Source organism: Chitinophaga terrae (ex Kim and Jung 2007) (genome assembly GCF_900107795.1).
Lineage (GTDB): Bacteria > Bacteroidota > Bacteroidia > Chitinophagales > Chitinophagaceae > Chitinophaga > Chitinophaga terrae.
On record NZ_FNRL01000004.1, the window covers coordinates 167,570 to 191,832 of the forward strand.

A 24,263-nucleotide genomic window follows, 5' to 3' on the forward strand; every position below is an offset into this window, starting at 1 on the left:
TGTTGATGGAACGAATAACTATGGCGCTTTGTTTCGTTTAGGCTGAAGCTATATTTTTTAGTTTTTTGTCTTGCAGTACCGTGATGTTCTTCCCGTCTACTTCTATGAGTTGGTCCTGCGACAGTTCCTGCAGGTTGCGGTAAACTGTTTCGTAGGTAGTGCCTATATAGGAAGCGAGATCTTGCCGGCTGATATTGAACGGCTGGTTATGGTTCAGGTGATGCAGGTGAAGCAATGCGTCGGCCAGCCGGCCTTTTACTTCCTGGTGCACGAGGCTGCTCATCTTTCTTTCTATCTCCTGCAGTTCATCTGCAAAAAACTCCATTAGTTTAACAGAAACAGCAGGATTTACTTTCATAGACGCCGCAAAGAACGGGAGCGGTACAAAACAGACGGTGGTGTCCTCCATTGCGGTGGCTGAAATGCTGTAGATCTTTTCTGCACTGGTTAATCCCCTGTGCCCCAACACATCTCCTTTCTGGGCAAATCGCAGGATAAGCTCCTTGTCGCCCCATGGTTTATGGACCTTCACCCTTCCGCTATATAAGAAAAATATCCCTGTTACAGGTGTGCCTGCTTCAAAGATACTGGCGTTCTTTTTAAAAGATAAGTGTTGCCTATGTTCTGCGATCGCGGGTTTCCACTCGGCCATGCTTTGCTGGCAGAGGAAGCAGGTACGCAGATCACAGTTATTACTCTTCTTCATGGCCGCAATAGTAATATTTTTTCACCTGATTTTGTTAAAAAATGTTGTTTTATATGATTTAGATCATACTTTTGTAGTGATTTTATGAGATTTACTATATTTTTTGTTGTATGAGTCATGTTTTAGAGACGCCCTATAAGCGGGTGTTCTATATTAGCCTGCAAGCTGTTGTAAATGCGTTAGTTATAGGCTTCGTCGCAAAAGGGCTGGTGTTATTGATCAACCTGTTTACCAACCTGTTCTTTTACGGGAAATTCACCATTGCAGATAGTTCCCCGGCCGATAATCACCTGGGCCTTTGGGTGATCGCCATTCCAATCGTAGGAAGCCTGATCGTGGGAGTGTTGGCGCGTTATGGGAGTAAAGCTATCAGGGGGCATGGCATTCCTGAAGCGATGGAGAATATTATTTTAAATGAAAGCAAGATACCGCCCCGTATCACCTGGTTAAAACCTTTGTCTGCCGCTATTTCAATCGGAAGTGGAGGGCCTTTCGGGGCAGAGGGGCCTATCATTGCTACCGGCGGCGCTATTGGTTCGCTTACCGGCCAGATCATCCACATCTCTTCTGCAGAACGTAAGGTGATCCTTGCCGCAGGTGCATGCGCCGGTATGTCGGCTATTTTCGGCAGCCCGCTGGCGGCTATTTTGTTAGCGATAGAATTATTGTTGTTTGAATTTTCTCCCCGTTCTATCATTCCCGTTACCCTCTCCTGTATCACCGGTGCAGGCATGCACTTCTGGCTGTTCGAAAAAGCCCCGGTATTTGAAATGCCGGCTATCCCCGTAGCCAGCAACAGTGCGTTGGTTGCTTATGTAGTAATGGGAGTATTAACAGGCGTTCTCGCGGCAGGTGTGTCCAAATCTGTTTACTGGGTAGAAGATATGTTTGAAAAGCTGCCTGTTCACTGGATGTGGTGGCCGGCTTTCGGCGCGGTAGCGGTGGGCGTTGTAGGATACTTTGCCCCGCATACTATGGGTGTGGGGTATGATAATATCAGGAACCTGCTTACAGGCCAGTTGCCTTTGGTATTGTTATTCTCTCTCTGCCTGTTAAAATACCTTTCCTGGGTGATCGCTTTGGGCAGCGGTACTTCCGGTGGAACGCTGGCGCCTTTGTTTACTATTGGCGGCGCATGGGGCGCCCTCTTAGGAGTACTGGCCAGTCATTTATTCCCCGGAATAGGAATTAATATAGCTACAGCCGCGCTGATAGGGATGGCGGCTTTATTTGCCGGTTCTTCCCGCGCGTTGTTAACAGCTATCGTATTTGCCTTGGAAACTACCGGGCAGCCTAATGGCCTGCTGCCGTTGATCGCTGCCTGCAGCACCGCTTATTTTGTATCCTTCTTCCTGATGAAGGGAAGTATCATGACAGAAAAGATCAGGCGCAGGGGTATAGAAGCGCCTATTCATTATACGCCCGACCTGTTGCAAAGCTCTTTTGTGAATGCGGTTATGAACACCAAACCGGTGTTCGTCAATGAATACAGCGGGCAGGAACAACTCCGGCAGTTCCTTGACAGGAATTCTTCTTATTATCTCCAATACCTGCCGGTAACGGATGCAGCAGGAGTGTTTAAAGGGTATGCCGACCTGACCAAAGGGGTGATCAGCCCGGCAGGACACAACTACTTTGTACGCCCTACTGATACGCTGCAGGAAGTAGTAAAACTGTTGCAGGTATCCAAGCTGGATGTATTGGCAGTGTTAGACGAAAATAAACATATAGCCGGCACCGTTACAGCGGCCAACGTGATCACGATCTACGAAAAGAAAATAAAGAACGAGAATCGCTATCATTCTGCGTTTTATGGCGACAGACAACTGTTACGCGTAATGGCAAAGAGCAAACGTTTCTTTGCGATGAAATAACGATCATCTTCTGACAGTGGAATTAGGATGACAAACGAAAACGGCCTCCATATCGCTGGAGGCCGTTCTTTTTATTTGTGCAGACCTTTTTTCCGAAGGTAAGCCAGTAGCTTTTCAGGATGGTCTGTTTGTATCACATTGGCGTACTGCGCATCTTTCCTTAACTGGTCGAAGCCGGAATCCGCCTGCTTTTCTTCCATCTTATCATATTTCCCCAACGCATTGATCCAGACACGGGTACCTTTTTTCAATACCCGCATCATAGTGGTGTCATTGTAAAAAGAATCGTCCACATGCAGAACAGGGAATTTGCCGCCCTGGTCGCCCATGGCCAGCGCTTCATAGGTTTCATCTACATTGTGAACCCTTGGCATGATAGGGATCTTTGGATTGATGGCGCGTACTTTAGCTGCGTCTTTATGGTCGTACAGGAAAAAAAGCACCTGGTCTTCCATCTTATGCGCAACAATTGCATCAATGGTTTTGCCCATTGCATAATCTTCATCCGCTTTGAAGTCGATGTCAATAAGGATCTTGTCTTTCGCCAGCTTTAATACCTCGTCAAAGGTTGGTATTTTTTCCGCCGTTGGCTTGCCGTTGAACAACAACGGGAATTTTTGCAGTTCAGCATACGTATAGTCGCTGACTTTTCCTTTCTGTCCTGTTGTTCTTAAAATAGTGGCGTCGTGCATGATCACCAGTACGCTGTCTTTCGTAGCCCTTACATCAATTTCTGCAATATCAATTCCCTGGTTGATAGCTTCTTTGACTGCGGCGAGCGAGTTTTCAGGATACTTGCTATGTGCCGCCCTGTGTGCAGCTACCATTACATGTCCTGGCTTTTTACGGAATTCATTTAGAATGATGTCTACTGGTCTTGTCTGTGCATTGGCATAGAGAGAAGCAGCACAAAAGAGTAATAGGAAATAGCGCTTCATGTTCCGAATTGTATTGGATTTATAATTAGGTATAATGATCGTTCACTGACAGGTATAGGACAATATAGTAAATTTTTTTACTAAGTTACAGATGTGCTTTGGCTTCCTGCAGTAATCGTTGTTGCCGCTCGTTGATCAGTTGCATGGCGTCATCGAACGTAAACCAGCCGGCTTTATCTATTTCGGGGAACGATTGCCGTTTGCCCGAATGCGGCGGCCATTCAATATCGAAAGTATTGCACTTTACGGCTGCGGGGTCCAGGTCGCCGAACGCCATCCAGCACCATACTTTTTTATTGTTCTTTTGTACGACCGGCTGCAGGGCAATAAAAGGTCCGGAAGGCGCATAGCCTGTTTCTTCTTCAAATTCCCGGCGGGCGGTAGCAAGCAGGTCTTCTCCTTCCACAGGTTCTCCCTTGGGTATGGTCCAGAAACCGGCATCTTTCTTTTTGAAGAATGGGCCGCCTGGATGCACCAGCAAAAATTCAGGCTGCTTCCCTTTTCTTACTAGCAATATACCTGCACTCTCTTTCATGTTTCTGAAGTTACGAAATTGTCTAGCTACTTAAAACCTCCTTAAAAAACAAATTCAATGATAAATATCATCTTTTAATCTGTTCTTCGCTGCTACATTTGTAATGTTCTTCATGATTTAACAATTGCTGATATTTTAATGCAGGTTTCATAAGATAGGATTTAAGGCTAATCAGGTTAGTAAAGTGCAAGCAAATTAAAAAGGGTCATTCCGGAAAGTGGCCCTTTTTTCGTTTTTATCCCTATCTTTGCGTCCTTTACCCAAACTTCTCAACACTTTGAGCCATGTAAGGTCAATAACATACTAGTCTGAAAGCTGCCCCTCCCCGGGGCACAGGATTGTTATTCCCTTAACTTAAATTTTGTAACATGGCTGTTTCAAGAAAATATGGCCGGACCTACCATTACCCGTTTTCGCCTGGTACAACCAGCGACGATCGTATTGCTGCCAATTACTGGCGGCATATAGAAAAGATGCCGTTGGTACTGCATACAGAAAAACTGGATGGAGAGAATAATTGTTTGTCGAGATACGGCGTATTTGCCCGCTCGCATGCCGCTCCAACTACCAGTCCCTGGACCGAAAGCCTGCGTAGGTTCTGGCAATTGATAAAAGACGACCTGGGCGACCTGGAAATATTCCTGGAAAATCTATACGCAATACATTCCATTGCCTATCGCAACCTGGAGCATCACTTTTATGTGTTCGCGATCCGGGAACACGACAGGTGGCTGAGTTGGGAGGAAACTGTTTTCTACGCTTCCATGCTGGAGCTGCCAACAGTGCCCGTAATCGGCTATTCCAGGCCCGATGCAGGGAAAGAGGCGTATGAAGCCCAGGTGCGGCAGATGACTGCCGGCAGAGGGGCATTAGACCCTTATGATGTGATCACCGGCGAAGCCACTACGATGGAAGGCATCGTATCGCGCAACCCGGATGGATATAGTATAAATGATTTTGCCGCCAACGTTTTTAAATACGTGAGAAAAGGACACGTAAAAACGGACGAGCATTGGACACGGAACTGGAAACGTGCGCCATTAAAATATGAAGGAGGTAATTATGTTTAGTGTAATAAAGAACAGGGACCGGAACGCAGCATGGCAATACACTTTTATGCAGCAGATGAGTGAAACGCCGCAGGACAAAAGGCATCATGCCGAAGGTAACGTGGCCGTACACACGCAAATGGTGCTGGATGCGCTGGAAAGCGATCCGGCATACCAAGTCCTGGATGAAGAAGAACGCATGTTGTTATGGGCGGCATCGTGGCTGCACGATATAGGGAAAATACCAACTACGGTTGTTGATGAATCAGGGATCAGTTCTCCCGGTCATGCCCGTGTTGGCGCTGCTATGGCCCGGCAGTTGATGTACCGGGGCGGTGACGTTCCTTTTGCAATACGGGAGCAGATAACAGGATTGATCAGGTATCATGGCCTGCCGTTATGGATATTCGAAAAACCGGACCCTCTGAAAACCCTTGTAAAAGCCAGCATGGAAGTAAATACCAAACTGCTGGCCATACTGGCAAGGGCGGATGTCAACGGGCGCTGGTGCGATGATAAAGAGGCGTTACTCTACAGGGTAGATTGTTTTGAAGAATATTGTAAAGAACAGGATTGCTGGGGCAAACCCAAGGCGTTTGAATCGGCGAATGCGATGATGCATTATATGTCGAAAGACGATGCCTCTTTGCATTACGTTCCGTTCGAACAGCCTAAGACCAAAGTGATAATGTTATGCGGCCTGCCTGGCAGCGGAAAGGATTTTTACCTGAGGCAGTTTAAAGATCTTCCGGTTATGTCGCTGGACCAGATCAGGAGAGAATGGAAGATAGACCCAACGGATAAATCGGGCAATGGCCGCGTGATCCAGGAAGGGAAGGAGAGGGCCAGGCAATTCCTGCGCAAACAACAAACCTTTATCTGGAATGCTACCAATATTACCAGGCAAATGAGAGGACAACTGATCGAATTGTTTATGTTGTACGATGCTGAAGTTGAACTGGTATACATTGAAGTGCCTTATCAACGGTTGGTAGAACAGAACCGGCAACGGGAACAGGTAGTTCCGCTGGCAGTCGTGGAGAAGCTGATAGACAAGCTGGAAGTACCTGTGGCGTGGGAAGCGCATAAGGTGACCTTTAGGGTATAGATAATTCTTTAACGGTTATTGACCTGATGGGAGCAGTAGCGGCAACATGGCAGGCATACCCTTCTTCCAGCCTTATCTCTTCCAGGTAATAACTGTTTCCCCGGAACTGAACGGCGGCCAGCCCGTTTATTTCAGGGAAAGCATCGGGCCCGGTTCCATCGGCTTTTAATATGGCTTCCTTGGCCGTCCAGGCGCGATAGAAATCAGCATACGGGGTAGCCGACCGCCGGATGGCTGCCCATTCTTCCCGGCTGAAGTAATCTTCAAAGTCGGGGAGTGCGATCTCTTTTTCCTGCTCCAGGTCTATCCCGATAGTATGAGGGGCAATCGCGCAAACGGCCAGGTTCCCGCTATGCGAGATGCTGAAATGAGGCGGCCCCGGAAATGCCGGCCGCCCGGCTTCATTGAAGCGGATATCGTCCAGCGAATACGGAACCTGCATGGTTGCCAGTATTTGCGCCAACAGCCATCTTCCGGCTACGAACGATGGCAGGTCGCCGGTTCGGGGCGCCCTTGCCAGCTGTCGCCCAATTGCCGGGTTGCCGGCTATCAGCAACCCGGCTTTTCCGGCACTGGGTAAATATGTATAATAAATGTTGATCACCTGCTAAAGTTGCGGTTTTTTTTATAATTGCCACCCCTTTTTGAATGCGGCGCTTTATATTTGTATCCCCCTTCAACCTTTCATCCCAAAAAAATTAGTTTGCCTTCAAATATTGGTTATTTTCATGCCCGGATCAACCATTAAATAATTACAAACTTATCAGCCAGTCGAATAATCAGGTCAGGAGATTGAAATAGTAGGAAAAGATTTTGAAATAAGATGCTAAAACGATTAACTTTAGTTAAATGGTTTCAGGCTAATGGAACGTTATGAAACAAAATTTATCCGCGTTATCAGATGAAGAATTGTTCCTGCTTGTAAAACAGGAGCATAAAGAAGCGTTTGCAGCGATCTATCATCGCTATTGGAAAGAGATGCTGGATGCTGCCTATAAACGTGTGAAATCAACCGACCATGCTACCGAAATGGTGCAACAACTTTTTGTAACGCTCTGGCTGAAGCGTGACACGATCAGTATTACTTCTTCTTTAAGGAGCTATTTACACACCGCCCTCCGGAACAAGATCCTGAATGAAATCAGGAGCGGGGTGGTGCAAACCAATTACCAGCTGCACCTGTTGTCGGCCCCGCCTTCCTTCCAGGCAGATGCAGCAGCCGATCTCCAATTCAAAGAACTGCAACAGCAAATCGACAAGGCTTATGCCCTGCTACCGGAAAAATGCAGGGAAGTTTTTCTTTTAAGCCGCCAACAACAGCTATCTTACCGTCATATTGCCGAACAACTGGGCATTTCCGTTAATACCGTTGAAAAACATATGGCCAAGGCGCTGAAAATTTTAAGGGCCGGGTTAAAGGAATACGCCCCTGGCCTTGTATGGCTGATAATCGGGTTGTTGAGGTAAATTTTTTTTGACAGTAACGGTAAGTAATTATCAGCGTGTCTAACTAATGAGAGCTAATAACAATGAATAATACTGAATTAAAGGCACTGATAGCAAAATACCTGGATGGCCTGGCAACTGCCGAGGAAAAGCAACGGGTAGAGGCCTGGTATCAGTCTTTTGATACAGAGCAGGGATTGACTGACCAACTGGATGCGCAGCAACAGGAAGCCTTACAGCAACAAATGTACGGGCAGATAGACCAGGCAATCGCTTCTCAGTCAAAAGGCGGCCGTGGCCTGTTCATACGCTATCGCTACCTGGTAGCGGCTGCAGCAATGCTGTTGCTCGTAATAGCGGGAGGCGCCCTGTATTATTCCAGGAAACAACCGGCCGCTCAGCCAATTGTTATGGCCACGGCAACCGGTAATAATATTGCCAGGAAAGTGAAACTGCCCGACGGGTCGCTTATGTGGCTGAATGCAAACAGTAAGGTGAAATTTGAACAAGGCAGAACAGCCGACAGCAAAAGAGAAGTCTGGATCAGCGGGGAAGCCTATTTCGAAGTACAGCAGCAAACAAACCTGCCGTTCCTCGTACATGCCGGCGATATCACCGTACAGGTACTTGGTACCAGTTTCAATGTAGATGCTTATGAATCCGCTAAGCTTGTTGCGGTAACGGTAAATTCAGGCAAGGTGGCAGTGAACAGGGATCAATCGCAGAAAGCAGTATTGCTGCCGGATGAACAATTGGTATATGATCTCAGCAACGCCTCTTTTGTAAAAAAACAGGTGAGCGCAAAAGACATGGTTACCTGGACAACAGGGCAACTAATATTCAAAAAACAATTGTTTAAAGATATTGCTGCCAGGTTGGAAAGACGCTATAACGTACACATCGAGTTTGATAACGAAGAAGTGGCAAACGGCCTTTTAACAGCCAGCTTCGACGAACAGGTCGCCCTGCCGGAGGTATTGGACATGCTTTGCCGTGTTTACAGGTACTCATGGCGCAAAGAAAATAATGTTTACAGGATATCAGGAATGCCTGTACATTGATATATTCACGGTATGAAAAAGGTATCGCAGCAGGAAACTTCCCGGGTGTTATAATTATTGTTGTTATGAAGAAGTTTTACAGGAGCATTCCCCTGTTTATCATACTATTGTTGTTGGTTGTGCAGCTGAAAGCTCAGCATATAAAACAGACCTTTGTCAATATCCATGTCACAGATCAGTCGTTAGACAAGATTTTTGAACAGATAGAAGCCACTACAGTTTTCAGGTTTGTTTACAGTCCCTCTGCCATCGCCAGCATAGGCAAAGTATCTTTCAATCGTGATAATGTAACGGTAGAACAGGTGCTGAAACAGGTACTTCCGCGCAGCCTTGCTTACGAACAGAGAGGGAAGAATATCCTGGTTACCGTGCGGGAAACAGAGAGCATTGCAACTCCTACCACGGAAGGACTGATCACAGGTGTGGTCACCGATCAGAAAGGGCAACCGCTTTACGGCGTAAGCATTATGGTGAAAGGCTCCGGGAAAGGCGTTGCATCCGGCGTGTTCGGCACCTTCAGCATACGCGCCAGATCTGTTGATACCCTGCATTTCAGGCACCTGGGTTTTTATGAACAGGAGGTGATCGCGGGCAACAGTTACCTGAAAGTGGCTTTAAAACAAAGAATGTCCGACCTGGGAGAAGTAGTAGTGGTTGGATATGGCATCAGCAGCAAAGCTGAATTAACCACGGCAATAGGTACGGTATCGGGCGAAAAGATCACTGACCGGCCTACCACTATTAACCTGGTACAGGGACTGGCGGGTAAACTGGCCGGCGTCAGCGTAATGACCAATTCAGGCAAACCCGGTGGCAATCCAACCATCAAGATCCGGGGAACAGGTTCTATCAACGCTTCGAATAACCCGTTGTTTGTGATCGATGGCATTGTAGGAGCGGACCCGGACATCATTGATCCTAATATTATTGAATCGACCGACATACTGAAAGACGCCGCAGCTACGGCGATCTACGGCGCCCGCGGTTCTAACGGGGTAGTGGTGATCACTACCAAACGCGGCGCCAACACAGCGGCGGTGATCAACTTCCGTAACACCGTCAGCTTCGGAACCCTGGCCAGGGAAATTTCCCTGATGAATGCCAGCGAAGCCCTGGAAATGTTCAAAAGAGAATATGAATATAAACCAGGAAGGCTGGCGCCGCATTTGGATCCCAACAAAACTTTCGAACGCAAATCCGATCTCTTTAATGCCGACGGTACCCCGAAATATAATACCAACTGGCAAAAAGAAGCTACCAGGCTGGCCATCTCACATGCTCACTCACTCAGCTTTTCGGGGGGCAAAGATAATCTTACCGCTGTAGCCAATGTTTCCTTTAAAGACCAGCAGGGCATATTGCTGAGCAGTTATTCGAAACAGGTCAATGGATTTATCAACCTCGGGTGGGATGTAAAGAAATGGTTTCATTTGCAGGCGGTGTTGAATACCGGGGCCGTCAGGCAGCGAAACGTTGATATCAATACTTTCGGGTTGAATGGCATCCGGCAGATCTACGAGTTCCTACCCTTTTTTCCCGTCAGGTATCCCGATGGCACTTACTCCCGCAAAGGGGATTACCCCGGAGCTGAAGATTCTGAAAATCCCGTGCGCCTCCTCAAGGAGGTGCAATCTGTTTTTGGGAGGACCTATACAATGGGAAGTCTGACCGGTACTTTTCATCTGAACACCAAACTGGACTTCACCGCCAGCATCACCGGGCAAACAGGAACGACCTACGATTTCTATTACTCGGGGCGCGATATCAGGGGCCTTTCAGAAACACAGCAGGGCGTGGCTACCCGAACCAACGCGATCTTAGGCTCCTGGACCTCGGAAGATTACTTCACCTATACCAATCATTTTAACAAGCATCATCTCACCGCTGTAGCCGGCGCCAGTTGGTACTACTTCGCCAATACGGCTACCAAGGCAGGAGCGGAGGGCTTCTTCGACGATTTTTTTTCTTACAATAGTTTGCAGACCGGCACCGTTAAGCAAACCCCTTACTCGTATAACGGCACCAACCAGATGAACTCTTTTTTTACCCGTTGGAATTACGGGTATAACGATAAATACCTATTAGGAGCGTCTTTCAGGGTAGACGGTTCTTCCAGGTTCGGGAAGAATAACAAATACGGTTATTTCCCGGCTTTTTCGGCCGCCTGGCGCATATCAAAGGAAAATTTCTTTAACGACAGGATCGTCAGCGATCTTAAGCTGAGAACGAGTTACGGGGTAGTGGGAAATGCGGAGATTGGCGATTATGTGACCATCAGCAAAATGAACAACGCGCTGGGCGTTTTTAACGGGCAGCCCGTGCCCTCCGTTACGTTGGCAACATTCGGCAACCCCAACCTGAAATGGGAAAAATCCAGGCAGCTGAACCTGGGGATAGACGCTACGTTGCTGGATGGAAGGGTGCAGCTGACAGCGGATGTTTACAACAGGCTGACCAGGGATCTGCTCTATTCCCGCCAGTTGCCGGCTACTACCGGTTACGACTATATTCTCGACAACATCGGTTCTATCAGCAACAAGGGACTGGAAATTACGGTAAACAGTACAAACATCGACAAGCCCGCATTCAGCTGGAGCACCAGTTTCAATTTTTCCATGAACCGTTCCAAGGTGCTGAAGCTGAACGGCGATATCATGTATACCTGGGCAGGCCGCATTATGGAAGGCCGGCCGCTGAACGAATTTTTCGGGTACCAGCGCCTGGGCACCTGGGGAAGCGACGAAGCCGCGGAAGCAGCGGTCTATGGCAAGAAGCCGGGCGACCTGAAATTTGCCGACCTGAATAACAACAAGATCAAAGACGCTGGCGACAAGACCAGCCTGGGAAACGCCATGCCTAAATTCGAGTCCAACATTGGCAATACCTTCACGTACAAAGGACTGTCGTTATACGTGGATCTGCAGGTGATGTATGGTCATAAGCTGGCCAATTTCACCCGGTTTATCACGGAAAGCGCGGCGCCTGTTGCCAATAGTTATAAAAGCATCCTCAACGCCTGGACGCCGGGCCATCAGCAGACCTATAACGCAGCTTTGCGTTTACCGGGCGATGGTTACGATAATGAACTGGATTCCTATAACATCGAAGACGGCTCATTCCTGCGGGTGCGCAATATTGCGCTCAGCTACCGGCTGAAACCCGAATGGCTGCAGCGTTATAACCTGAAAGGCGCTTCCATAGGGATCAATGCCGAGAATTATTTCCTGTTCACCAAGTACAGCGGGTATGATCCGGAAGCAACCTCTTTTGACGGAGGACTGAACCAGGGCGTGGATGTTTATCAATATCCCAAGCCCAAAACAATTTCATTATCCTTAAACATCAATTTCTGAACAATGGGTACAAGGATATTTTTGTTGTCGATACTTCTGTTCTTCTGTTCCTGCCAGAAATTTCTCCGGGAAAATCCTAACGGGTTCCTGGCTGCCGATCAGTATTATAAAACGCCGGAACAGGCCAAAGCGGCTGTAAATGGTACTTATGAAGGCCTTGGGAAAATATTTACTGTTGACTTAGGCGTTAGCGTTAGTGCGGTGTTCGCGCTTGAATATATTACAGGGTACAGCAACAGGCCGCGTCCATCAGGTTTTGAAGATGACCAGTTCCTGCGGCTTGATAAGATCGACCCGGCTAATTCCCGCCTGCAGGCATGGTGGGCGGCTTACTACAAAGCCATTGAGAATTGTAACAGCGTTATCGAAAATATCAACAACACGAAAGTGCTCGACACTGCTACCAGCAGGCAATACCTGGGGCAGGTGTATTTCCTGCGGGCCTGGTACTATTTCCAGCTGGTAAGGTTGTTTGGCGACGTTCCGTTGAAAACTACTCCTACAAAGGATCTCGATAATATCTTCATTCCAAAAACTCCCATGGCCCAGGTATATGACCAGGTAGTGAAAGACCTGGATATGGCTGCAGCCAGCAACCTGCCTTGGACAGATCAATCAGGCCGGGTAAGCCTGGGGGCGGTGAAATCCTTATTGGCAAAAGTCTACATTACCATGGCCGGTTACCCGTTGCAGAAAGGGAAGGAGTATTACATCAAGGCATATGAAGCAGCCATGGAGGTTGTCAACAGCGGGAAATTCGAACTGTTTGACGACTACAGTGAACTGAGGGACATAGCAAAACAGAATACCAGGGAACATATTTTCATGCTGCAGCGGCATCCGACGGAAGCTGCCAGCATCATTCATTTTGGATATCTTCCCTATCCTGATCAGCCCATCTCCATACAACCCGCCTATGGCGGCGCAATGGCGCCCGAACAATCGTTTTACGACTCTTACGCCGCTGCGGATAAGCGAAAAGCGGAGCAGGCATTCTTTTATACCCGTTATCCGAATTATAGCAATCCTAATAGCATTGTTCAGCTGCCCGCCCCTTTTATTTTTAAATTCTGGGATGCGCTGGCAGAACAGACAGGAAGGTCGGGCGAGAACTTTCCTCTCATCAGGTATGCTGATGTTCTGTTGATCTGCGCGGAAGCCAGGGCAATGGCTGATGGCGGCTCAACGGCCGATGCGGTGGCTATCGGCGCCTATTACCAGGTACGCAAAAGGGCGATGCCCGGAGAACAAAGACCTGCCATTTTGGAAGTTGACCAGGTGCTGAAGGAAAGGTATTGGGAGTTATGTTTTGAATTCCAGACCTGGTTCGATATGCTGCGCACCCGCAAAGCATTGGATGTACCTTCCGGCCAAATAGTTCCCCTGCTGGGCTATAAAGCGCCCCGGCACATTAAAGCATTTACGGAAGCTGATCTGAAATTTCCGATTCCGTTAGCTGAGATTCAGAAAAATCCTGCATTAAAAGATTAATTATTGAAGATAAGATGAACAAATTGCGTTTTTACCTGGCCCTGTTTTTACTGCTTAGTACCTCTTCTGTTATGGCACAGCAAGCCTATTTTATAGACGGATACCACGGTGGGATCTACGGGCATTATCCCGTCTGGAACACCCGGTTCATGGCAGATCTGTTGAAGCGGCATCCTGGCTGGAAGATCAACCTGGAAATAGAGCCGGTAACCTGGGATGACGCCAAAGTAAAAGACAGGCAGGCATACGACGCATTTAAGCAATGGTTCAGCGACCAGTCGGTCAATGGCCGTATAGAGTACGTAAACCCCTCCTATGGCCAGAGTTATCTCTATAATATTTCAGGAGAAAGTATTATTCGCCAGTTTAGTTATGGAATGAAGAAATTGAGAGAGCATTTTCCCAATGCTGTTTTTGAAACCTATTCATCGGAAGAACCTTGTTTCACCAGCGCTTTGCCGCAACTGCTGCTTTCCTACGGTTTCAAATATGCTTCGCTGAAAAATCCCAACACCTGCTGGGGTGGTTATACCCGCGCCTGGGGAGGCGAACTGGTGAAATGGCAGGGATCTGATGGTTCGCAGATCCTGACGGTACCCAGGTATGCCTGTGAAGACCTGTTGCCCGGGTCTACCTGGCAAACCACCGCCTGGAACAATAGCAAATCATACCTGGATGCAGCCGTTCGTATGGGCATACAGCACCCGGTAGGCATGTGCCTCCAGGATGCCGGCTGGAAGAACGGCCCCTGGTTAAAGGATGCCACTTATAACGGGTTGCCGGTGCAGTACGAAACCTGGAGACATTATTTCGAAAAAGTGGCAGATCAGCGCCAGGCCCCTGTCTGGAAGTTCAGCCAGGAAGATATCAGGGTAAGCCTGGTATGGGGGGCGCAGGTTTTGCAACGTATAGCCCAACAGGTTAGAACAAGCGAAAATAAACTGGCAACAGCAGAAAAGATAGCCGCCCTGGCAGCCTATAACAAATTTCGCTGGCCGGCAACGGACCTCGACAGCGCCTGGGAAGCCTTGCTGCTCGCCCAGCACCACGACTGCTGGATAGTGCCCTACAACGGCCAGCCGGGCGATACCTGGGTAGATAAAGTAGCTGCTTGGACCAGCTTTTCCGATCAGAAAGCAGACCAGGTGATCTCCGCCGCTTTGGGGGCTTTGTTGCAGAACAACGGGAAACCGGACGAACAATACATCAGCATATTTAATCCCACATCCCACGACCGTACCGAATGGGTGAGCGTTCAACTTCCTGCCGGCTGGACGTCCGATCATGTGCTGGTATCGGATACGCTGGGAAGGAAAACCCCTCAACAGCAGGGACCTGGCAATACCATCGTTTTCCGGGCCTTTGCTCCCCAATTGAGTCTTAATACCTATAAGCTGAAACGCTCGGCATCGCCGGTAGCTACCGGGAGTGCCAATGCCTTCAGACAGTTACCTGGCGGCAGGTACGTCCTGGAAACGGATATGTACAGGTTAGAGATCGATCCGGCAAAAGGCGGCGCCATATCCAGCCTGGTTGCAAAATTCCTGGGTGGTAAAGAGTTGGTGAAGAAATCCGATAGCCTGGGCTTCAATAGTATCCGCGGGTACTTTTATGATGAAGGTAAATTCCTTTCCAGCGCCGATAATCCTGCCACAGTGCAGGTGTTGCAGCAAGGCGCCGGCCTGGTAAAAGTACAGGTAAACGGGAAAATAGGAATACATCCTTTCACCCAATTCATTACCCTGGCGCAAGGGCAGCGGCGGATCGACATGCAGGTGAAGATCGGCTGGCAGGGCAACCCTGGCATAGGCGCCTATTCCCAAAAGCACAACTATAAGGCCGAGTCATTGAAGAAAGCCTTTTACGACGATCGTTATAAGCTACAGGTTATGTTCCCGTTAGATCTTGCCGATCAGTTGATCAGTAAAGACGCGCCTTTTGATGTTACGGAAAGTACTTTACCCAACACGTTCTTCGAAAGCTGGGATAGCATTAAGAACAATATCATATTGCATTGGGTAGATGTCAGGGATAGGAAGGAGAAAACGGGGATGGCCTTATTTACTGACCATACTACCAGTTATGTGCATGGGGAAGGAACGCCTTTGGGGCTTGTATTGCAATATGCAGGAAAAGGCCTGTGGGGCAGGGATTACGACATTACCGGGCCAACCCTTGTGAACTATGCCATACTGCCTCATACCGGCAACTGGGTTAAAGGAAATGTATATACGGAAAGCACGGCATGGAACGAACCCTTGTTACTGGCGCCGGGGAAACCTGCCGCCAATTATTCGCCCCTGTTTGGGGTGAAAGCCAGGGGATGGGAGGTAACAACCATGCTGGCCGATGGAAATGATCTGGTACTCCGGTTGTTTAATTACGGGGGAACAGATAAAGAAGGGCAAATATTGGTTCCCGGGCGGTTCAAAGACATCAGCCTGGAAGAACTGGATGGCCGCCGGGTGCGGTCGCTCCTGCCGGTTACCGGCTCCCGGGTCGCCTTATCTATTCCGCAGTTTGGAGTCCGGACCCTCCGGTTTAAAGATGCGGGTATAGCCAGATAACAGCACGGAGAAATTTTTTTACTACCCCGACTACGGTAGCGGCGTTTGAAAACGTCATTCTTATAAGCGAGCTGGTTTCATGAACAGGTTTGACAGCCAACCGAACCTGGTCTGCCCCGCTCGTATCGAAAAAGAATGAAGTCTTATCAATCAAACTACTACGTTATGAAATGCCGTTACCTGCCTTTTTTGGCGCTATTAACGGGGGTGCTATTGTCGTGTGAGAAGAAACAGTTTCTTGACCAAACGCAGACCACCGATCTGACAGAGGAAGCAGTATTTTCCGATAGTTCCCGGACTGTCGCCTTCCTGAACAATATTTACACAAGCATTGCTATCAGTGCCAACCCTGTCAGGTTTGGAAACGGGGGATTAGACGCTTCATCAGATGAAGCGGAGCCCCAGAAATCTGCCAACATTACTACCTCTGTCCAATTTGCTACCGGCACCGTAAATGCCGCCATCATTACCGACGACGCCTGGAGAACAGCTTATTCCAATATCCGGAGCGTTAACCAGCTTATTAAACATATTCCCCGTACGCCTATGCAGGCAGCCGATAAGATCAGGCTTGTAGCAGAAGCCAGGTTTTTACGGGCATGGTACTACGCTATTTTGCTGAAGCATTACGGGGGAGTGCCATTGGTAGGAGATACCATATTTACCATGGCAGATAAGATCCCCGCGCAACGCAGCACCTTCGATGAATGCGTGAAGTATATCGTTGCGGAATGCGACAAGGCGGCGAAAGATCTTCCGGTTGTCAGGATCCGGCAGGATTACGGTCGCGTGGGCGCCGGTGCATGCCTTGCCCTGAAGGCGAGGGTTTTGCTGTATGCGGCCAGCCCGCTTTTCAACGGCGGTAACATTGCGGCCGGTAATTCTTACACCGGGTATACAAATGAAGATCCCGAACGCTGGAAACTGGCTGCCGACGCTGCCCGCGCCGTTATAGGCCTGAATGCCTACTCGCTGTACGTAGACAATGCCACCGCCCCGGGTTACGGCTTTTATAAAGTATTTACCCTGCGGGTGAACAACGAATACATATTTGCCCGGATGCAGGGAGGGAACAGGGATCTTGAAACCTACTGGCAGCCGCCTTCGAGAGGTGGCGGACAAGGCGGATTCCCTTACCAGCAGCTGGTAGATGCCTTCGAGATGGCTAATGGCAAAGCTATCACCGATCCCGCTTCCGGCTATGATCCCAATAACCCGTATGCCAACCGCGATCCGCGGATGAATTATTCCATCATTCATGACCAGTCCATGCTTATCCAGAAAACCGGGGTAAAGGAACTGGTGAATATCTACCTGGGGCCTAACGGCAAAGGAGTTAGCCAGGATGCCGTGCATGCAGGTACGCCTACCGGCTATTATATAAATAAAATGCTGGCCGATAATATCAGCGCCAACAACATCCACGGAACCGACAGGTGTTTGCCATTGATGCGGTATGCAGAGGTATTGCTAAACTTCGCCGAAGCAACGAACGAGTATGCAGGCCCCGTTGCCGATGTATACACCGCGGTAGAGCTGATCAGGCAACGCGCGGGACTCAATCCCTACCAACTTCCGCAAGGCCTGGACAAAAATGCCATGCGGGAAGTTATTCGCCACGAACGCCGTGTGGAACTGGCCTACGAGGAACATCGCTTCTGGGATGTGCGCCGCTGGAAAATAGCCGCCCAAACCGAAAACCAGGTGATGAACGGCATGGAGATCACCAGGGATGGAAACAAGGTTACCTATAAAGTATTCGCGGTGCGCAAGCACAATTTCAGGGAACCAATGTACCTGTGGCCTATCCCGCAGAGCGAAACTGCCAAATCGCCCGAACTGCAGCAAAACCCGGGCTACTAATCTTTAATCGTCCACGGTCAATTTGTTTATATGAAAAATTATTTAGTATCTGTATGTCTGCTCCTGCTGGCCGCCTGTAGAGCCACGGAGATAGCAATTCCCGAACCTGTAAAGAATATTGAAGGCACCTGGAGGATCACCAAAGCAACAAGAAATGGTACCGATCTGACCAACGTGGTCGACTTCTCCAAATTCCGGCTTCATTTCCAGAACAATACTTATACAATAGACAACCTGCTTCCTTTTATCGTAAGCGGCAAAGGAACCTGGTCGCTGGATGACCCGCAATATCCTTTCAAGATCACTTTCCACCAGGAGGGTGTGGATTCTTCCGTTGTAACCAAATTCGATTATCCCATCACAGACGGGCAACGCATAATCAACCTGGTTTTCAGCCCGGGATGTATTAACAACACTTACCAGTACACGTTGGAAAAAATTTCGAAATAACATGAAGCACAATAAATATACAGGCATCTTAAAGTACACGTTGATCGTATTGGCCTGCCTGGTACTTTCCAGATGTGTTTACCTGAACGAAGTGGATCAGCCTTCGGAAGTAAAGGCCGGCCAGGACCTCGTTGCAGTGATGCATACACGTTTTGAAATAGCCGAGGCCAGGGCTGCCGACAGGATAGTGGTAGGCATCCTGGTTCCCAAGAGCTGGAACGCAGCCGCCAATACTACCATGACCTATACCACTACTTCCATGGGTAGCGGCACCATGGTAAAAATACCGGCCGGCGTACTGACCAACGGGAAGGAATGGCCGGCTGCCCTGCGCGAAAGGTACGGCATAGGACCTAACCTCCTGGATGATATGGAATGGGTTGTATTCTGGTCGCAAACGACCTATGATGTCGTAAATGGAGATAAACAGGATGTAGACATCAAAATAGTAACAAAAACAGGCCCCGAAAACATGCGGGTAAAACTGGGATATTTCATCGCATCCAGCTCCGACGGGTTGAATGACTTCTATACCAACAGGCCGTATAAAGCCATCTTCAAGGACTGCTTCGAGGTAACGGATGGCGACGGCGACCTGGTCGACTTCTGCAACCCGCAGCTGGCGATCACCGATCCCAATTCGTCGTTAGACAATGATATCATGACCATCACCTTCAACGCCGATGTTGTGAATACGCCGCTGACCGGAGCCCAGGATGTTTATTTCTGCGTGAAAGCATATACGAACGATGGCCAGGTGATAGACAGGTGCGTACAGCAACCCGGGTCGCGCATGCCAAAAGCTGCCGGCGTCGGGAACCGCTACAGCATTACGTTCTGGCCAAGGCAATACTTTAATGTAAGCGCCAACCAAACCATCAACCGGCTGGAATACTATTTCACCGACGCAAGCGGAAATATAAAGGTAGGATACGGTAATACAGCCAGTCCTTTTGTCTATACGTTCAAATGTAAATAGAAATAAAAATGTTGCGATTTTACTATATAAAATACCTGGCCGTTTCTATCCTGTTTACGTTGCTGCTATCTGTTTCCGCAACTGCGCAGCAGGCGGCAGGTAAGGTACAGGGACAGGTGGTAGACGACTATGGTTCGCCCCTGCAGGATGTGAAGATACAGCTCAAAGGCTCCGGCAACGCTGCAACTTCAGACGCCAATGGTTCTTTCAGTATAGACGCTCCCGTTAACAGTTTGCTGGTGGTGTCTAAAGACGGTTATTATACCACAGAATATAAAATAAGCCAGGATACGCTCACGCGTATACGAATGGAGGCGGCTTTTATCCGCCAGCCTAAAGAAGTGGATGTATTGTATGGAAAGATGCCAAGGAGCCGGGTGTTGGGAGAAGTGAATGCGATCTACAACAGGCAGTTATCAACTACTCCGGCCTCGCAACTTGCATACGCATTGCCGGGCCAGCTGGCAGGTTTATATACCCAGCAATACAGCGGTTTCAGAAGCCCTGTTACAGCAGCGAATTATAACGTGGATATTTTTGTCGGCAACCGTCCTATTCCGGGTGGCGCCAGCCCCTCCGAGAACTCGGAGTTCTTATTGTCCCTGAGGGGACAGGGAGCTGTTACCCTGGTAGATGGCGTACAGCGTGATTTCTACTCTGTTGATCCGGAGAATATAGAATCAGTAACAGTACTGAAAGACGCTTTATCTACGCTGTTGTTGGGACAGCGGAGTTCGCGGGGAGCCATCCTGATCACCTCAAAAGCTGCAACACCTGGCAAAACGCGGATATCATTTACCGCGCAGCGGGGAACACAGGAGCCGTTAAAACTGCCGTCTCCCTTACCTGCCTACCAATATGCTTACCTGCTGAATGAAGCGCTGCAGAACGACGGGAAAGACCCCGTATACAACCAAAAAGATTTCGAAGCCTACAGGAATGGAACAGATCCCTTCGGACATCCAAATGTTAACTGGTATGACGTACTGTTAAGGGATCGGGCTCCCATATCCAGGTATAACCTGAATATCGGGGGAGGCACTAACGTAGCCCGCTATACGGTATCGCTGAACTATACAAAGCAAGACGGGCTGTTTAAAACCGACCCTGCTAATACCTATAACACTAACCTGCAGCTGGAACGTTATATCATCAATTCGGATCTCAATATTAACGTTACCAGGGAGTTTACTGTTGGGATGCAGCTGTTTGGCCGTTTGCAGAATGGCAATCAACCCGGAGCTACTACCAGCAAGGTATTGGGCGACCTATTGGCCACCCCGAACAATGCCTATCCCATCAAGAACCCTGATGGCTCCTGGGGCGGTACCAATTCCTTCCAGACCAACCTGCTATCCAGCATGCTTAATTCGGGTTATATCCTCGACAATGCTAAAGACGTGATGGCGAATATCGTACTGGCTTACGATATGGGTAAATGGGTGAAAGGTCTTTCCGCGAAGTTCAGGACCAATCTTTCCATCCAGTCGCTGAATTCGACCGTGCGGAACAAACAATCCTTAACCTATAAATATGGCATAGGGCCGGATGGCGATACCACTTATTCTAAATTTGGTACGCCACAGTCGCAGTCCAATAACTTCGTTACCGTATTCAACGCCCGCTATTGGTTTGCACAGGCATCTCTTAACTACGACCGCAATTTTGGCGATCATGGCGTTAGCGCAGCATTGCTGGCAGATCAGCAGCAAACAACTTTCAACTACGATCTTCCCGGTAAGCTTAATAACCTTTCCGCAAAAGCAGCTTACAATTACAAAGAGAAATACTTCCTGGAAGGCGCCATCAACTACAGCGGCTATAACCGTTATATGCCGGGCAGGCAATACGGGTTGTTCTATGCCGGAGGTATAGGCTGGGATATTGCGAAAGAGGACTTTTTTAAAGAGAATGTCAGTTGGATAAACCTGCTTAAACTTCGCGCTACTTACGGAAAAACCGGCAATGGCGTTGATAATTCCGGTTATTATATCTGGCGTCCTTCCTTTGCTTTAAACAACGGCGTTGGGGGAGGCATTTACTCGCAGGGAACGACCAGGTCGCCGGGCCAGGGATTTGAAGAGTACAACGGCGCATTATCCAATATCAATATTTCCTGGGAGAAAGCGCATAAACTGAACACGGGAATAGATATCTCCCTGTGGCAGGACCGTTTGCAGGTTACCGCCAGCTATTACCACGATAAATACTACGACCTGCTGCAATTGCGCGGTAAAAGCATTGCGCTGATAGGATTGTCTTACCCGCCTGAAAATATTGGCGTAAATCTCTATACAGGCCAGGAATTAACGGTTACCTACCAGGATCATATCGGCAACTTCAACTACTTCATTACCGGCAATATCAGCAGGGAGCAAACCAAAGTGCTTTTTGTAGATGAACAGAAACGCCGTTATGAATGGAACAAAAGAACAGGGCAGCCGGTAGGCATGCCGTTCGGGTATATTGCTGATGGCTTCTTCCAGACGGCAGAGGAAGCGGCCAACGGCGCCACGATCGCAGGATATACGCCGAAGCCGGGAGATATTAAATACAAAGACCTCAACGGCGATGGATTGATAGATCAATTTGATGAAGCGCCTATCGGAACAGATAAACCCAGGGTTTATTACGGCGCTACTGTTGGTTTCAACTACAAAGGTTTCGAGGTTAGCGCCCTGGTGCAGGGAGTGACCAACCGCCTGATGGAAGTGAACAACTTCGCTACGGAAGCCGGTTTCCTTTACTACAACGGTACCTACGGGCAGGCATATGAACAGATACTGCACAGATGGACGCCGGAAACCGCTGCTACAGCCACTTATCCGCGTCTTACCGCTTTGGCCAATACCAACAACCAACAGCGGTCTTCTTTCTGGATGAGGTCAGGCAACTATGTACGGTTAAAGAACATCAGTATTGCCTATAACCTGCCCGCCAGCTGGATGCGCCCTATCAGGATCTCGGGCGTCCGGGTATTTGCGAATGCAGAGAACCTGTTCACCCATGCGGCTTACGATTGGGTTGACCCGGAAGTAGGAGTGGGCGCGTACCCTATCCAGAGAGTATTTAATGCGGGTATTAACATCAAACTATAAATACCATGAACAACCAGAATATGAAGTGCAGATATATTTTTCCCCTGATGGCGCTGTTGATGGGTGTAGCGTGTACAAAAGATTATGAGAAAGTGCCGCTGGAGAATATTACCATAGATTATGTTTTTGATAAGGATGATTCTCTGGGTACCAATGCCAGCAAATATCTTAACAGCCTTTATTCAACATTGCCTGTAGGTTTTAACCGGATAGACGGCGACCTCCTGGATGCGGCCACAGATAATGCTATTTCTTCCCTGCCCGGCACTTCTGAAGTGCAGAAACTGGCAACAGGCGCCTATACCTCGCTGGTAGCGATAAAGAACGAAATGCAATGGGGCAGCTATTACAATGTGATCCGCCGCGCCAGTTTATTTGCGAATAACGTAGGAGTGGTGCCGGTGAAAGAAACTCTGTCAAACGGCCTTTCTGTCAAATATGTATGGAAAAGCGAAGCACGTTTTCTCAGGGCCTTTGCATATTTCGAATTGCTGAAACGCTATGGCGGTATTCCGCTGATGGGAGATAAGGTAAGAGAACTGGGAGACGATGTGCAGATTCCACGCAGCTCCTTTGCCGACTGTGTGAAATACATTGTGTCCGAATGCGACGCAATAAAAGACAGCATCAGGACCAATCCTATAGAAAACCCGGAGCTGAATAGCCACAGGGCTACCAGGGGCGCTGCCATGGCCCTGAAAGCAAGGGTATTGCTCTATGCTGCCAGTCCTTTGTTTAACGGCGGCAATATAGACAACGGCAATAACCTTACCGGCTATACGGATTTTCAGAAAGAGCGTTGGAAACTGGCTGCAGATGCTGCCAGGGAGTTGATAAACAGCAATGCCTTCTCTTTACTGCCGACATATACAAACGTTTTCACTACCCAGAACAACAGCGAAGTGATCTTTTTCAGGCAGGGCGATAACAACACGGATGTAGAATCTACCAACGGCCCGGTAGGCATCGCCTCTGCACAGGCGTTCGGAAGAACAAGTCCAACCCAGGAGCTGGTAGACGCTTACCCGATGAGCAACGGAAAACAGATCTCTGAAGCCGGTTCAGGCTATGACGCCCTTAATCCTTATGCGAACAGGGACCCGCGGCTCAGGTACAACATCCTTTACAACGGGGCTACCTGGCTGAACACCTCCCTGGAAACGTTTGAAGGCGGCATAAATAAACCTGGCGGCGCGGTTCAGCAAACAAAAACCAGTTACTATATGCGCAAGTTCATGGGCAACTTCGAAAGCGGTACCCAGTACAGCAGCACCAGCCACGACTGGATCTACTTCCGCTATGCAGAAGTGCTGCTGAACTTCGCCGAAGCGCAGAACGAATACAACGGTCCGGATGATGAAGTATACCAGGCTATCATCGCCCTGCGTAAAAGAGCAGGCGTGGAAGCCGGCGATGACGGGCTGTATGGACTTAAAGCAGGCATGACCCAGGATGAGATGCGCAACATCATCCGGAACGAAAGAAGGATAGAACTGGCATTTGAAGAACACCGCTTCTGGGATATCCGTCGCTGGAAGATCGCTGAAAAAGTGATGAACCAGCCGCTGAACGGCATGCTGATCATCAAGATAGGAAGCAGTCTTACCTATAACGTTACGCCGGTTTTCACACCTAAGTTCAAAGCGCCGGCGATGTATCTGTTCCCTATTCCGTACGACGAAGTAGTGAAGAACGATAACATGGTGCAAAACCCGGGATGGTAAGTTGTTACGCTAACATTAATC

The 24,263-nt window shown here is 48.7% G+C and carries 17 protein-coding genes; 13 read left to right on the plus strand and 4 right to left on the minus strand.

The window, feature by feature from the left end; genetic code table 11:
* Positions 1-37 precede the first annotated feature (37 nt).
* A complete protein-coding gene (locus BLV62_RS05925; protein ID WP_089759671.1) occupies positions 38-706 on the minus strand; it encodes a Crp/Fnr family transcriptional regulator in 669 nt (222 codons plus the stop codon).
* Between the two features lie 110 nt (positions 707-816).
* Between BLV62_RS05925 and BLV62_RS05930 the strand changes: the two genes are divergently transcribed.
* Positions 817-2,580 carry a chloride channel protein gene (locus BLV62_RS05930; RefSeq protein ID WP_089759673.1) on the plus strand — a complete coding sequence of 588 codons (1,764 nt, stop codon included), beginning with the start codon at positions 817-819 and terminating at the stop codon, positions 2,578-2,580.
* A gap of 71 nt (positions 2,581-2,651) precedes the next feature.
* Here BLV62_RS05930 and BLV62_RS05935 read toward each other — a convergent pair whose 3' ends face one another.
* Together BLV62_RS05935 and BLV62_RS05940 are read right to left on the minus strand one after the other, a co-directional pair.
* On the minus strand, positions 2,652-3,518 hold the full coding sequence (locus BLV62_RS05935; RefSeq protein ID WP_089759674.1) for a glycerophosphodiester phosphodiesterase family protein: 867 nt from the start codon (positions 3,516-3,518) through the stop codon (positions 2,652-2,654).
* A gap of 85 nt (positions 3,519-3,603) precedes the next feature.
* On the minus strand, positions 3,604-4,053 hold the full coding sequence (locus BLV62_RS05940) for an NUDIX domain-containing protein (protein WP_089759676.1): 450 nt from the start codon (positions 4,051-4,053) through the stop codon (positions 3,604-3,606).
* A 368-nt stretch (positions 4,054-4,421) separates the two neighbouring features.
* On the opposite strand from BLV62_RS05940, the gene BLV62_RS05945 reads away from it, so the two are divergent.
* Both BLV62_RS05945 and BLV62_RS05950 read left to right on the plus strand, forming a co-directional pair.
* Positions 4,422-5,123, plus strand: a complete 702-nt coding sequence (locus tag BLV62_RS05945) for an RNA ligase family protein (RefSeq protein ID WP_089759677.1) — start codon at positions 4,422-4,424, stop codon at positions 5,121-5,123.
* On the plus strand, positions 5,101-6,210 hold the full coding sequence (locus BLV62_RS05950) for an AAA family ATPase (protein WP_225889519.1): 1,110 nt from the start codon (positions 5,101-5,103) through the stop codon (positions 6,208-6,210). The genes BLV62_RS05945 and BLV62_RS05950 overlap by 23 nt, the downstream gene beginning before the upstream one ends.
* Here the strand turns inward: BLV62_RS05950 and BLV62_RS05955 are convergent.
* On the minus strand, positions 6,200-6,814 hold the full coding sequence (locus BLV62_RS05955) for a 4'-phosphopantetheinyl transferase family protein (protein ID WP_089759680.1): 615 nt from the start codon (positions 6,812-6,814) through the stop codon (positions 6,200-6,202). The genes BLV62_RS05950 and BLV62_RS05955 overlap by 11 nt on opposite strands.
* Positions 6,815-7,083: 269 nt before the next feature.
* On the opposite strand from BLV62_RS05955, the gene BLV62_RS05960 reads away from it, so the two are divergent.
* The 10 genes from BLV62_RS05960 (at position 7,084) to BLV62_RS06005 (ending at position 24,242) form a co-directional block, all read left to right on the plus strand.
* Entirely contained in the window at positions 7,084-7,677 is a 594-nt protein-coding gene (locus tag BLV62_RS05960; protein ID WP_089759682.1) for an RNA polymerase sigma-70 factor, read from the plus strand.
* 62 nt (positions 7,678-7,739) lie between these two features.
* Positions 7,740-8,717 (plus strand): FecR family protein, encoded by a 978-nt coding sequence (locus tag BLV62_RS05965; RefSeq protein ID WP_089759684.1) that lies wholly within the window; start codon positions 7,740-7,742, stop codon positions 8,715-8,717.
* Between the two features lie 65 nt (positions 8,718-8,782).
* Positions 8,783-12,070 (plus strand): TonB-dependent receptor, encoded by a 3,288-nt coding sequence (locus tag BLV62_RS05970; protein ID WP_089759894.1) that lies wholly within the window; start codon positions 8,783-8,785, stop codon positions 12,068-12,070.
* A gap of 3 nt (positions 12,071-12,073) precedes the next feature.
* A complete protein-coding gene (locus BLV62_RS05975; RefSeq protein ID WP_089759686.1) occupies positions 12,074-13,561 on the plus strand; it encodes a RagB/SusD family nutrient uptake outer membrane protein in 1,488 nt (495 codons plus the stop codon).
* Positions 13,562-13,575: 14 nt separating this feature from the next.
* The gene (locus BLV62_RS05980) at positions 13,576-16,128 is read left to right on the plus strand and encodes a glycoside hydrolase family 38 N-terminal domain-containing protein (protein WP_089759688.1); all 2,553 of its coding nucleotides are present in this window, start codon (positions 13,576-13,578) and stop codon (positions 16,126-16,128) included.
* A 165-nt stretch (positions 16,129-16,293) separates the two neighbouring features.
* On the plus strand, positions 16,294-17,991 hold the full coding sequence (locus BLV62_RS05985) for a RagB/SusD family nutrient uptake outer membrane protein (protein ID WP_089759690.1): 1,698 nt from the start codon (positions 16,294-16,296) through the stop codon (positions 17,989-17,991).
* A gap of 30 nt (positions 17,992-18,021) precedes the next feature.
* Complete coding sequence (locus tag BLV62_RS05990) at positions 18,022-18,441, plus strand: DUF5004 domain-containing protein (RefSeq protein ID WP_089759692.1); 420 nt, start codon at positions 18,022-18,024, stop codon at positions 18,439-18,441.
* Position 18,442: 1 nt separating this feature from the next.
* Positions 18,443-19,420, plus strand: a complete 978-nt coding sequence (locus tag BLV62_RS05995) for a DUF4961 domain-containing protein (protein ID WP_089759694.1) — start codon at positions 18,443-18,445, stop codon at positions 19,418-19,420.
* Between the two features lie 8 nt (positions 19,421-19,428).
* Complete coding sequence (locus tag BLV62_RS06000; RefSeq protein ID WP_089759697.1) at positions 19,429-22,518, plus strand: SusC/RagA family TonB-linked outer membrane protein; 3,090 nt, start codon at positions 19,429-19,431, stop codon at positions 22,516-22,518.
* Positions 22,519-22,523: 5 nt separating this feature from the next.
* Positions 22,524-24,242 (plus strand): RagB/SusD family nutrient uptake outer membrane protein, encoded by a 1,719-nt coding sequence (locus tag BLV62_RS06005; RefSeq protein ID WP_258522411.1) that lies wholly within the window; start codon positions 22,524-22,526, stop codon positions 24,240-24,242.
* Positions 24,243-24,263: the final 21 nt, after the last annotated feature.